This is a genomic window from Shinella zoogloeoides, from assembly GCF_022682305.1.
GTDB classification, from domain to species: domain Bacteria; phylum Pseudomonadota; class Alphaproteobacteria; order Rhizobiales; family Rhizobiaceae; genus Shinella; species Shinella zoogloeoides_B.
In genome coordinates this window covers 1,542,472-1,554,687 of sequence record NZ_CP093528.1, presented here as the reverse complement: position 1 = coordinate 1,554,687, position 12,216 = coordinate 1,542,472, and the positions used below count along the sequence as shown (strand labels likewise).

10 protein-coding genes and 1 tRNA gene are annotated in these 12,216 nt (G+C 62.9%); 5 read left to right on the top strand and 6 right to left on the bottom strand.

All coding sequences use genetic code 11. The annotated features are described in order from the left end of the window. Positions 1 to 51: 51 nt before the first annotated feature. The gene (locus MOE34_RS08055; RefSeq protein ID WP_242222707.1) at positions 52 to 1,272 is read right to left on the bottom strand and encodes a deoxyguanosinetriphosphate triphosphohydrolase; all 1,221 of its coding nucleotides are present in this window, start codon (positions 1,270 to 1,272) and stop codon (positions 52 to 54) included. 219 nt (positions 1,273 to 1,491) lie between these two features. Here MOE34_RS08055 and erpA point away from each other — a divergent pair, with 219 nt between their 5' ends. Together erpA and xth are read left to right on the top strand one after the other, a co-directional pair. Beyond that, positions 1,492 to 1,824, top strand: coding sequence for an iron-sulfur cluster insertion protein ErpA (gene erpA / locus MOE34_RS08050; protein WP_242222705.1), 333 nt, complete (start codon positions 1,492 to 1,494; stop codon positions 1,822 to 1,824). A 32-nt stretch (positions 1,825 to 1,856) separates the two neighbouring features. Beyond that, positions 1,857 to 2,648 (top strand): exodeoxyribonuclease III, encoded by a 792-nt coding sequence (gene xth, locus MOE34_RS08045; protein WP_242223843.1) that lies wholly within the window; start codon positions 1,857 to 1,859, stop codon positions 2,646 to 2,648. A 164-nt stretch (positions 2,649 to 2,812) separates the two neighbouring features. Here the strand turns inward: xth and exoR are convergent, their stop codons facing one another. From exoR to MOE34_RS08020, 5 genes are all read right to left on the bottom strand, one after another. Continuing rightward, positions 2,813 to 3,592 carry an exopolysaccharide production regulator ExoR gene (exoR, locus tag MOE34_RS08040; protein ID WP_431522432.1) on the bottom strand — a complete coding sequence of 260 codons (780 nt, stop codon included), beginning with the start codon at positions 3,590 to 3,592 and terminating at the stop codon, positions 2,813 to 2,815. 391 nt (positions 3,593 to 3,983) lie between these two features. Beyond that, positions 3,984 to 5,264 carry an OmpP1/FadL family transporter gene (locus tag MOE34_RS08035; protein ID WP_242222702.1) on the bottom strand — a complete coding sequence of 427 codons (1,281 nt, stop codon included), beginning with the start codon at positions 5,262 to 5,264 and terminating at the stop codon, positions 3,984 to 3,986. Positions 5,265 to 5,621: 357 nt separating this feature from the next. Further along, positions 5,622 to 8,465, bottom strand: a complete 2,844-nt coding sequence (locus MOE34_RS08030) for a valine--tRNA ligase (RefSeq protein ID WP_242222700.1) — start codon at positions 8,463 to 8,465, stop codon at positions 5,622 to 5,624. Between the two features lie 139 nt (positions 8,466 to 8,604). Beyond that, positions 8,605 to 9,336: a PopZ family protein gene (locus tag MOE34_RS08025; RefSeq protein WP_242222698.1), complete on the bottom strand. Its 732-nt coding sequence runs from the start codon at positions 9,334 to 9,336 to the stop codon at positions 8,605 to 8,607. 267 nt (positions 9,337 to 9,603) lie between these two features. Next, complete coding sequence (locus tag MOE34_RS08020) at positions 9,604 to 10,254, bottom strand: protein-L-isoaspartate O-methyltransferase family protein (protein WP_242223842.1); 651 nt, start codon at positions 10,252 to 10,254, stop codon at positions 9,604 to 9,606. A 290-nt stretch (positions 10,255 to 10,544) separates the two neighbouring features. Here MOE34_RS08020 and exbB point away from each other — a divergent pair, with 290 nt between their 5' ends. The 3 genes from exbB (at position 10,545) to MOE34_RS08005 (ending at position 12,197) form a co-directional block, all read left to right on the top strand. Continuing rightward, positions 10,545 to 11,561 carry a tonB-system energizer ExbB gene (exbB, locus tag MOE34_RS08015; protein WP_242222696.1) on the top strand — a complete coding sequence of 339 codons (1,017 nt, stop codon included), beginning with the start codon at positions 10,545 to 10,547 and terminating at the stop codon, positions 11,559 to 11,561. A gap of 4 nt (positions 11,562 to 11,565) precedes the next feature. Continuing rightward, entirely contained in the window at positions 11,566 to 11,994 is a 429-nt protein-coding gene (exbD, locus tag MOE34_RS08010) for a TonB system transport protein ExbD (RefSeq protein ID WP_242222694.1), read from the top strand. Positions 11,995 to 12,123: 129 nt separating this feature from the next. Continuing rightward, a tRNA-Cys gene (locus MOE34_RS08005) sits at positions 12,124 to 12,197 on the top strand. Positions 12,198 to 12,216: the final 19 nt, after the last annotated feature.

Below are 12,216 nucleotides of genomic sequence, written 5' to 3'. Positions count from 1 at the left end.
AGCGGCCCCTTTGGGGGCCAGGCCTGCGAAGAAGTTCAGGTGGGCGGGTGACTATCGCAATTCGGGGGTATGGTCAAACAGACGGCGATGTGTGTTGATCGCGTAGTTGTCGGTCATTCCCGCAAGATAATCGCCGACATGGCGCGCGCGCGCCGATTCCGGCATGGTCGCGATGCGGTCCACCCAGTAGTGCCCCTGCATGAGCTGCGGGTCGTCCATATAGGCGTGATAGAGGTCCGTGAGGATCGAGGCGGCATTCGCCCTCACCCGCATCACCTCCGGGTGGCGATAGATGCGCGAGAACAACAGCTTCTTGATCTGCCTGTCCGTCACCGACATTTCCTCGGAAAACGTGGCAAGGCAGCGATGGGCCTTGCGCACGTCCTCGGCGCTTTCGGGACGCTCCTCACGGATCGCCTGCTGTGCATAGCTGATGACGTCCTCGACCATGGCCGTGATCTGCCGGCGCATGATCTCGTGGGTGAAGCGTGCATCCTCAAGCCCCGGATAGCGGTCGCGCACTTCCTTCATCAGCCTGGCGAGGAACGGCACTTCCTCCAGCATCTCGAAATCGAGGAAGCCGGAGCGCAGACCGTCGTCGATATCGTGCGTGTTGTAGGCAATATCGTCGGCGATGGCCGCCACCTGCGCCTCCAGGCTGGCAAAGCTGCCAAGCTCCAGGTCGTGCACAGCGCAATATTCGAGGATCGGCCGCGGCACGTCTTCCCCGTGCGTGCATTTTCCGGTCGGGCCGATCAGCGGTCCGTTGTGCTTGACGAGGCCTTCGAGACTTTCCCAGGTGAGGTTCAGCCCGTCGAAATCGGCGTAACGCCGCTCCAGCTTGGTGACGATGCGCAGCGATTGCGCATTGTGGTCGAAGCCGCCGAAGGGCTCCAGCACCTCATGCAGCGCATCCTCGCCGGTATGGCCGAAGGGCGTGTGGCCGAAATCGTGCACCAGCGCGACGCCCTCGGCCAGGTCCTCGTCGAGCTTCAGGGCGCGGGCCAGCGCGCGGGCGATCTGCGCCACCTCGATCGTATGGGTCAGGCGCGTGCGGTAATGATCGCCGTCGGCGGCGATGAAGACCTGCGTCTTGTGCTTGAGGCGGCGGAAGGCGGTGGTATGGACGATGCGATCGCGGTCGCGCTGGAAGTCCGAGCGCGTCGGGCTCTCCCCCTCCGGGAAAAGCCGACCGCGGGTCGCCCAGGGGTCGGAAGCATAGAGGGCGCGTTGTCCGGCGCCGAAGCCCAGCGCATGTCTGTCAAACGTCATTCGTCACCTGCATTCACGCCGCCCATTGACGCGGCCTCAATGCCTTCATACCTATAGTGTGCATAGCGGCAAGCCCGCCTGCAAGCTGCGCATGAAATGCAAGCCTTTTCAAGGTTTTGCCGGAAGCGTTTCGAGCAGAGCCGGGTTTGGGGCGCAAGGCTGGCCCACCGCAACAGGCAAGCGATTCTCTCCGGATCTTGACCCCGGCAGGAGGCAGACATGACCGACAAGTCCGTAACCATCTCCGACGCCGCCGCACGGCGCATCGCGTCCATCCTCGGCGCCGCGCCGGAAAAGCAGGCGCTGCGCGTTTCCGTCGAGGGCGGCGGCTGCTCCGGCTTTTCCTACAAGTTCGACCTCGTCGAAGACCGGCAGGACGACGACCTGCTTCTCGAAAAGGACGATGCCCGGGTGCTGATCGACCAGCTTTCCCTCGTCTACATGGACGGCTCGGAGATCGACTTCGTCGATAACCTGCTCGGCCAGTCCTTCCAGATCAGGAATCCGAACGCCGTCGCGAGCTGCGGCTGCGGCACCAGCTTCTCGATCTGACCGCAACCATCAGGAAGAAAACCCGCATGCCGATCAAGATCGCCACCTGGAACATCAACGGCGTGCGGGCACGCCTCGACAATCTGGTCGCCTGGCTGAAGGAATCCAATCCCGACATCGTCGGGCTGCAGGAGATCAAGACCGTCGACGAGGGCTTTCCGCGCGCCGAGATCGAAGCGCTCGGCTACCATGTCGAGACCCATGGCCAGAAAGGCTTCAACGGCGTCGCGCTCCTTTCGAAAATCCGCCCCGACGAGGTGAACCGCGGCCTTCCCGGCGGCGACGGCGACGAGCAGTCCCGCTTCATCGAGGGCGTTTTCTCCGTCGAGGGCGGCGTCATCCGTTTCTGCTGCCTCTATCTTCCGAACGGCAACCCGCCGGACGATCCGGTGAAATATCCCTACAAGCTCTCGTGGATGGACCGACTCGCCGCCTTCGCCGAGGACCGGCTCGCGCTGGAGGAACCGCTGATTCTCGCAGGCGACTACAATGTCATTCCCGAGCCGCACGACTGCTGGGACGTGAAGGTGTGGGAGAAGGACGCGCTCTACCTGCCGCCGACCCGCCAGGCCTTCCGCCGCCTCGAAAATCTCGGTTTCACCGATGCCGTGCGCGCTTCCACGGATGCCGCGCCGCTTTATACGTTCTGGGATTACCAGGCGGGGTGCTGGCCGAAGAACAACGGCATCCGCATCGACCATCTGATGCTGTCGGCCGAGGCCTCCGACCGCCTCGTCTCGACGGGCATCGAGAAGCATGTGCGCAACTGGGAAAAGCCGTCGGACCACGTTCCGGTGGTGGCGGTGCTGGATTTCGCGGCCTGAGGCCGGACAGGTCTTACAGAGCGCCGCCATCCTCGGCCTTGTGCAGGGTATCTATCGATACAGCGAAGAGCTGAGATGTTGCAGATGTTCGGGGCAGCCTCTCGACATGACGAAAGAGCCGACTGAAGCCCTGCCGCTCCACCGGCCGCCTGCGGGCAGGCTCTTTATTCCTCGGGATTGGCCCGGATATTCTGCGCGAGCGCGACGCCCTTGCGGCGATCCGCCTCGCTGGCGACGGAGAAGGCTTCTTCCTGATTGGCCTGCAGCCAGCCACAGTCCTTCGGCGGGCAATGGTCGAGAGCGGCCGTCATGAAAGCGAGGCCCCGGGCGGCGTCGCCCTCCTGGAAGATGATGTTGCCGAAGAGGCCCATCGCACCGGCATGGCCCTTGCTGCGCGCGCGGTTCAGCCACTTCTTGGCCTGATGCACGCTGACGGAGCCGCCCTCGCCCGTCAGCATCATGCGGCCGAGCTGGAATTGGGCTTCAGGAATGCCGAAGGCGGAGGCCGCCTGGAAATAGAGTTGGCGCGCCTGCGCAAGGTCGATCTTGACGGGGCTGTCGGGAATGCCGCGACGGTAGTAGCTGGCGAGAGCGATCAGCGCATTGGCGAAGTAGCCCGTATCCTCGGAACCCGGCTCGACGCCGGCCTGGGCGATCTCGCTGTAGATCTTGAAGGCCTCCAGATCGTTCTCCGGCACACCGTCGCCATCGGCATACATGTTGGCGAGCGCCCAGCGCGAGCCGGTATGGCCCTTTTCCGCCGCGTAGCGATAGGCCTCGACGGCATCGTCCTTGCGCCCCTCCTTGTAGGAGAAGAACCCAAACTTGAAGAGGTCGAACGGACCGCTCTCCTTGCTGACGCCGGACTGCGGATCGAATGCGAGGGCCTGGGGCGCCATCCAGGAGGACAGCGAAAGGCAAAGGCCCATTACCACTACTTTCATCGGCATCAACTCGGACTTGGGCATCAGGTCTACAATTCCGCGCCTTGCTTTCTTCCTTGCGCCGGGCCGGAAGCGCACGGGTCTCGTGCGATCGTCCGACAGTTCCGGCGGCAATGACATCGGCTGGCTCATCGTTTCCTTGGCGTGGCTCCACGCGTCTACATGTCCCTATCGCTGCGCCCCGTTTGTGGCGGGAAATGGACATTTGGACGCGCGCCCATGGGTGTAGCAAACTCTGGAAAACAATGTGTTGCGATTCCGTCACATATTTTCAGGCATCGCTGTGATTTCCCCATTCAAGGGGCCGGAAGGCAAGAAAACATTAACCAAGAAAAAGGGCCTGGCGATGACGCCAGGCCCGATTCCAATCCTTGTCAGCCTGTGCCGTTGATCAGAACTTGATCTTCAGCGAGGTCGAGATTGCGGTCACGAGGTCGTTGTCGAAGTCGTAGGACGCGCGCTGACCGTATGTACGACCGTCCCTGGTGGTCGCGCCGGACGAACCGCTCGTCAGCAGGCCGAGAGCACCGGCAAGGCGCAGTTCGATATTCTCGGTCGCGGCATAGGACACGCCGGCGCCAACGGTCCAGGTATCCGTATGCGTGCCGACACCCGTGCTCACGCCACGGTCCCAGGTGAGGCTGAGAGCGCCGCTCCACTGGTCGTTGAACTTGTGGCCAACGCCACCGCTAACCGTCCAGCCGTCACGATAGAGGAGGTCGATCGAGGTGAGTTCAGGATTCGATGAACCCGTTGGGAGGCCTGGAACGCAAGGCCCCGTTCCCTTGGCACAGAAGGGTATGCTCTGAAGCTGACTCCAATCAGTCCACTTGACCGAGCCGAAAGCCAGCCAATTGGGAGCGATACCAGTCTGGAACTTGAACTCAAGCGAATCCGGCAGGCTGACGGAACCGTAGACCGGAGTAATCTTGCCCGTAATAGGAGTCACCCCTGCCGGAAGCTGCGTCAAATTCAGGGTGCCGCTGAGATTATCCAGATCGACGGCGCTGTTATAGACGAGGCTTGTACGCAGCGCATATTCCTCGATTTCATAGGCTACGCCCGCACGCCAGCCCCAGCCATCACCTTTCATATCAAGGCGGCCAACGCCCGTGAGCGGACCAAGGCCAAGACCAATGGGATCAGCCACGAGGCGCTCTTGGAAGCCAGATACCTCCTGATAGAAACCACCACCGATCAGGCGCAATTGTCCTGGCCCGACATCGAAGGAGTAGGAGCAAGTCGCCGCATAGTTTTCGGTATCAATCTTGATTTCGATATTCTCGTTTGCGCCGGCCCAATTGGCTCCTTGGTTCAAGTGAGCGCCCCAAGGCTCGGAATAATCAGCCATGCAGTTGACGGCATCGCCGATCGAAGCCTTGAAACCGACCCGCGGAACCCAGTAACCTTCTGTCGCGCCAATGCCGTTGTTCGGGCGATTATTCAAGTTACCGCCACCTATGGGATTTAAACCGGTATCGCTGTCGCGAACGTTATTAAGCTTGCGCTGCGGATTAACATAGGTAACTGCCGCTTCCGCCGCATAGTCCGAGGGATCGAACAACAGATCGATATTGTAGCCGCCACGCTCCAGACCGCCGGCATGAGCGGACGTGGCCGCGAGCAGCGAGATCGCCGCCATCGCGCCGAGGCCAAGTTTATTCTTACGCATGAAATCCTCCCCTGCGAAATCCCGGCACAAACTACAGTTTCCTCGTCCTGCGCCTATCCGAAAAGGACTATCGAAGACCCGCGCCGCCTTGGCAAACCCCACTTCCCATCGATGATTTGCGGGAAGCAGTCATTAAATTACGTAAGATTTTTCTGAAGCCCCTCAACACTCAAGGCAACTGAAATAAAATTCCACGCAAGAACTACAAACAGGGAAAATTTAGAATTTTCTCGCGCACGGATACAATCGTGTCACATTTTGAACACAACCGAAATTTTGCATTCCCCTCCGCGAATAGAAAACCGCGCCGGGGCTTCCGGCGCGGTTTTCAGGTCTTCCAGTGGTGGGAGTGGAGAATCAACCCGCTTCGCTGACGCGGGCGAGCGCTACCGAGAGGCTTGCGAGCTGCTGGTCAAGCTCGGCCATGCGCTCACGCTCGGTCTCGACCACTTCAGGCTTGGCGTTGGCGACGAACTTTTCGTTCGACAGCTTGCCTTCGATGCGCGCGGCCTCCGCCTTCGCCTTGTCGATCGCCTTTTCGAGACGGGCCTTTTCGGCGGCAAGGTCGATCAGGCTGCCGAGCGGCAGGCAGGCGGTCGCCTCGCCGACGACGATCTGCGCAGCGCCCTTCGGGGCGGTATCCTCGAGACGAATGTCCTCGACGCGGGCAAGACGGCGGATCGCCGAATCGTGCGTGGCGAGCCGCGCCTTCGTCAGCGCGTTGGCGCCCACGACGACGAGGGGAGCCGTCGCGCTCGGCGGCACGTTCATCTCGGCGCGGACGGAACGGATGCCGGTGACAAGATCGACCAGCCAGTTGATCTCGTCGGCCGCCGCGTCGTCCGCATAGGCCGGCGTCGGCCAGGAAGCGTGGCAGATCATGCTGTCGCGCGTCACGCCCTCGCCCGCGGTATGCGCCCACAGCTCTTCCGTCATGAAGGGCATGAAGGGGTGGAGGAGCTTGTAGGTCTCTTCCAGCACATAGGCGGCGCAGGCCTGCGATTCCGCCTTGGCGGCCTCGTCCTCGCCGATGAACACCGGCTTCAGGAGTTCCAGGTACCAGTCGCAGAACTGGTTCCAGATGAAGCGGTAGAGCGTACCGGCCGCATCGTTGAAGCGGTAGGTCTCGATGGCCTCGGTGACGTCGCGCGCCGTGCGGGCAAGCTCGGTCAGGATCCAGCGGTTGATTGTCAGCGACGCCGTCTCCGGCACGAACTTCGGATCGGCCTTCACGCCGTTCATCTCGGCAAAGCGCGTGGCGTTCCACAGCTTGGTGCCGAAGTTGCGGTAGCCGGCGATGCGGGCCGGATCGAGCTTAACGTCGCGACCCTGCGCGGCCATGATGGCCAGCGTGAAGCGCAGCGCGTCCGCACCGTATTCGTCGATCAGCTCGAGCGGGTCGATGACGTTGCCCTTCGACTTCGACATCTTCTGCCCGTTCTTGTCGCGCACCAGCGCGTGAACATAGACAGTGTGGAACGGTTCGACCGGATTGCCGAACTCGTCCTTCATGAAGTGCAGGCCCATCATCATCATGCGGGCGACCCAGAAGAAGATGATGTCGAAGCCGGTGACGAGAACGTCGGTCTGGTAATATCTCTCCAGCTCCCTGGTCTGTTCCGGCCAGCCGAGCGTCGAGAACGGCCAGAGGGCCGAGGAAAACCAGGTGTCGAGCACGTCCTCGTCGCGCGTCAGGATCTCGCCCGGCGCAAAATTCTCCAGCTTCTCCTCGACCCAGGCCTTCCACGGGCCTTCATGGGCAATGTAGTGCTGGATGGCGGCGTGCAGCGCCTCCTCCTCGGTCTTCTCCACGAAGACCTGACCGTCCGGGCCGTACCAGGCAGGAATCTGGTGACCCCACCAGAGCTGGCGGGAGACGCACCACGGCTGGATGTTCTCCATCCACTCGTAATAGGTCTTTTCCCAGTTCTTCGGCACGAAGTTGGTGCGGCCCTCACGGACGGAGGCGATGGCCGGCTGGGCGAGCGTCTTGGCGTCGACATACCATTGCTCGGTCAGGCGCGGCTCGATCGGCACGCCACCGCGGTCGCCGTGGGGAACCGTATGCTTGTGCGGCTCGATCTTGTCGAGAAGGCCGGCCTCCTCGAAGATCGTGACGATGATCTTGCGCGCTTCGAAGCGGTCCTTGCCTTCAAGCTCGTCCCATGCGCCGTGCAGCGCTGCGGGATGATCGAGGCCTTCCAGGAAATCCTCGTTGTCCTTGATCGTGATCCTGCCGTCGATGGTCAGGACGTTGACCTGACGCAGATCGTGGCGCTTGCCGACGTCGAAGTCGTTGAAGTCGTGCGCGGGCGTCATCTTGACGGCGCCGGTGCCGGCGGTCGGATCCGGATACTCATCCGCGACGATCGGGATCTTGCGGCCGACGATGGGCAGGATGACATGCTTGCCGACGATGGACTTGTAGCGTTCGTCCTCCGGGTTCACCGCGATACCGGTGTCGCCCAGCATGGTTTCCGGACGGGTCGTGGCGACGACGAGATAATCGCGCGTCTCGAATTCCGTCGGCTTGCCGTCCTCGTCGAAGGCGACGGGATGCTGGTAGGTGACGCCCGGCTCCAGCGGGTAGCGCAAGTGCCATAGATTGCCGTTGACCTCGACCTGCTCGACTTCGAGGTCGGAGATCGCGGTCAGGAGCTTCGGGTCCCAGTTCACAAGACGCTTGTCCTTGTAGATCAGGCCTTCCTTGTAAAGCGAGACGAAGACTTCGAGAACGGCCTCGGAAAGCCCCTCATCCATGGTGAAGCGCTCGCGCGACCAGTCGCAGGAGGCGCCGAGGCGCTTCAGCTGGTTGAAGATCAGGCCGCCCGATTCCGCCTTCCACTCCCAGACCTTCTCGACGAAGGCCTCGCGGCCCATCTCGCGGCGGCCGGGAAGCTTTTCGGCGGCAAGCTTGCGCTCTACGACCATCTGGGTCGCGATGCCGGCATGGTCCATGCCCGGCTGCCACAGCACGTCCTTGCCGCGCATGCGCTCGAAGCGGACCATGATGTCCTGCAGTGTGTTGTTGAGCGCGTGGCCCATATGCAGGGAGCCGGTCACGTTCGGCGGCGGGATGACGATGGTGAAGGTCTCGGCGCCGGGCTTTGCCCCCTCGCCGGCGCGGAAGGCGTCCGCGTCGTCCCACATCTTGGCAATTCGCGGCTCGACCGCTGCGGAATCATAATTTTTTTCAAGCATTTTCGTGCGTGGCCTGCTGTTTGTCGGTGGGATTTGTAAACCGGATGGCCGGCGTGGAGTCAACAATACCAGAAGAAAAGCCGCGCCGGGGGTTCCGGCGCGGCTCAATTCATTTTTCCTTGAAGAACGGCGGCGTCGGTCAGCGGCGCGGGCCGCGCGCCACCCGTTCGATCTCTTCGCGCACCAGCCGCTCTACGAGCGTCGGCAAGTTATCATCGAGCCATTCCTGCAGCATCGGACGCAGCATGTCCTCGGCGATCTCGTCGAAGGAGCGGCGCGGGCCGGCGTCGATGGCCTCGGCCAGCGCGCCGAAGGACTGCGCGACACGCTCGCCGACCGCGGGCGAAACGAGGGCGGCGATATCGCGGCTCGGAGCCGCAGGCTCGGCAATCGCCAGAACAGGCTCGATGGTCACCGTCTCTTCCATGACAGGCTCCACCTTTTCGGCGGGAACAGGACGGCTCGCCTCGGTCAGGCCGGCGGCGACAAGCGGGCTTTCCTCGCGCACCGGTTCCGGCTCGATGGCGGCCGGCTCTGCATTTTCCCGGTTGGCGGCGACATGGCGCTCGGATGCAGCCCGCACGCGCGCGGCGACGTCGGCCAGCGACAGGGCCGGCTGACTGCCCTGCCCCGGCTCGCTCCGCTGGAACGGCTGCACCACGGTGCGCTGCTCCTCTTCCGAATGGAAGCGGTCGACCACGGCGGGATGATCCATGAGGCTCGCATGGCTCTCAGTGGTGATCGCAAAACCCTCGTCCTCGTCGGCATCCGCGGCAAGGTCGGGCTGTGCTTCGTTGTTTTCGATGATCTTGCGGATCGACGCCAGGATCTCATCCATGGACGGTTCACGCGCTACATTCGGCTGAGCCATTTCTATCCCCGTTCTCTGCGGCGTCCGCAGCCGGCCCCTCGTTCAGCGCATTCCGACTGCAAAACCGCAATGCGCTTTTGCTGGAATTGCTCCGGAGCCATACCCGACATCCCGAAAACCCTAGGCGAGTTCGTCGGCGAACTAAATCGCTGCGAATCACAATGCCATGAGTGATGCACAGATTTGTTTGCGCTGCCAAGGGAAACGAAAAAGGCCCGCCGCGCACGAGCGGACGGGCCTTTGGATTTCACGCTGCATGCAGCAGTGTCAGAAGACGAACTCCTTCGCCTTGCGGAAGCCCGGCAGCGGCTTGACAGCCGTATTGAAGGCGTTGCGCTCGGCCACGCGGCCGCTCTCCTTGATATAGAGGCGCGCCTGGGAGGCATTGCCGTAGCCCTCGACCACGACGAGGCGGCCGCCATCGCGAAGCTGCGCGAACAGCGCCTCCGGCACGAACTCGACCGCACCGTGCACGAAGACGGCGTCGTAAGGGGCCTCCGGGGCATATCCGCCCTCAAGGTCGCCGGAAACGACGGCGACATTGTCATAGCCGAGGCGGGCGAGGGTTTCCGTCGCGCTCGCGGCAAGTTCGGCCTCGCTTTCCAGCGCCACGACCGAGCTGCCGAGCTTCGACAGGAGCGCCGAGGCGTAGCCGGTGCCGCAACCGACTTCCAGCACGATATCGTTCGGGGCAATATCGGCGAGCTGGATCAGCTTGGCGAGCGGCGATGGCTCCATGAGGAAGCGGCCGGGCGCAAGCTGGATATCGTTGTCGATATAGGCGAGCGGCTTTACAGCCGCGGGCACGAATTCTTCGCGCGGAACCGTCAGGAAGGCGTCGAGCACCTCATGCGACGTCACATCCGTCGTACGGATCTGGTTGTCCACCATCTTCGTGCGCGCTGCTTTGTAGTCAATCATCTCTGGCCCTTAGAATAAAACGGCGAAGACCGGCGCAAAGGCCCGGCCCGTGCCGGATGCGTTGCAATTCTCTTAGTGCGGTTTCGGGGCGGGTGTCCATAGGCGGCAGGCGGTTGCGCGCAAAAAGCGCGACCTGTGATTTCCCAACTTATCATGAATAAATTACTCAACATATTATTGCCTGCGCCGGGCATAATGTCGTATTGAGCACGGAGGTTTCAGGGTGCCGCACACCCTGTCTTTCAAACGGGCGTCGCCCGAACTGCGCCATGCAAGAGGAATATGCCGTGCTGAAACGGTCTCGACTGTACTTTGCGATCATCCTGATGGGGCTTGCCGCTCCGCACGCCGTTTCGGCGCAGACGCAGGAGACCCCCGCGGTCCAGACGGACAGCCAGCCGGAAGCCGGACAATCCGCAAGCACGGCGGCAAGCGGCAGCGCGACGACGGATACGACGTCGCGTCCGACGGCCGTCGAAAACGCGGCCGGCGCATCAACCACTACCGAAACCGACATGACGGCCCCGGCCGATGACGAGGAGACGGCAACGCTCGACATCGCCGGCGAGCGGCAGGCTGGCCTGCCGCACGATCTTTCCCCCTGGGGCATGTTCATGGCGGCCGATATCGTCGTCAAGGGCGTGATGATCGGCCTCGCCTTCGCCTCGGTCGTCACCTGGACGGTCCTGCTCGTCAAGCTCGCCGAACTTGGCGGCGCACAGCGCTCGGCCAGCCGGGCCGTGCGCCAGCTCACCGCCGCCCGCGGCCTGGAGGACGGCGAGGAAGCCGTCGGCGGCAACCGCGGCGTCGTCGGCCGCATGACGCGTGCCGCGCGCGACGAGATGGACGCTTCGGAGGCCGTCCTCGACCACGTCTCCGACGGCGGCGTGAAGGAGCGCATCGCCTCGCGCCTCACCCGCATGGAAGTCCATGCGGGGCGCCGCATCGCCAAGGGCACGGGCCTTCTCGCCACCATCGGCTCGACCGCGCCCTTCGTGGGCCTGTTCGGCACCGTCTGGGGCATCATGAATTCGTTCATCGGCATCTCGAAGGCGCAGACCACCAATCTCGCCATCGTCGCTCCCGGCATCGCCGAAGCCCTTCTTGCGACGGCCATCGGCCTTGTCGCCGCCATTCCCGCCGTGGTGATCTACAACTTCCTGGCCCGCGCCATCACCGGCTACCGCCAGAACCTCGCCGACGCCTCCGCCGCCATCGAGCGGCTTGCGAGCCGCGACCTCGACGTGCGCCGCGCGATGCGCCATCCCGCGCAGCGCGCCGAGCGCGTCGCCAAGGCCGGGTGACGCCATGGCCGGCAAGATCAAGGAAGGCATCGGCGACGACCTCGAGGAAAACAGCGAAATCAACGTGACGCCGTTCATCGACGTCATGCTGGTGCTGCTGATCATCTTCATGGTGGCCGCGCCGCTCGCCACCGTCGATATCAATGTCGACCTGCCCTCCTCCGTCGCCCAGCCGACGCCGCGTGAGGACAAGCCGGTATTCATGACGCTGAAGAAGGACCTGACGGTCTCCATCGGCAATGGCGAGATCGCGCGCGACAATTTCGGCCCTGCGCTCGACGCCGTGACGGAAGGCAACAAGGACGCCCGTATCCTGCTGCGCGCCGACAAGGCCGTCGACTACGGCAGCGTCATGGACGTGATGAACCTCCTGCGCGCCGCCGGCTACGGCAAGATTGCCCTCGTCGGCCTCGAAGGCGCTCCGGCGCAGTAACGCCGCAAGGCGCGCCGACGGGCGCGCCACCTGCCCTCAAAAAAGCTTGGCATTCGTGTTGAATGCCCCTTGCGCCCTCTCTAAATTCGTTCTAAACGCCCGTCACCACACGCTTTATAGCAAACGGACGGCCTCGTGGCGGAGTGGTGACGCAGAGGACTGCAAATCCTTGCACCCGAGTTCGATTCTCGGCGAGGCCTCCAATTTCCCCCAGCAATATCA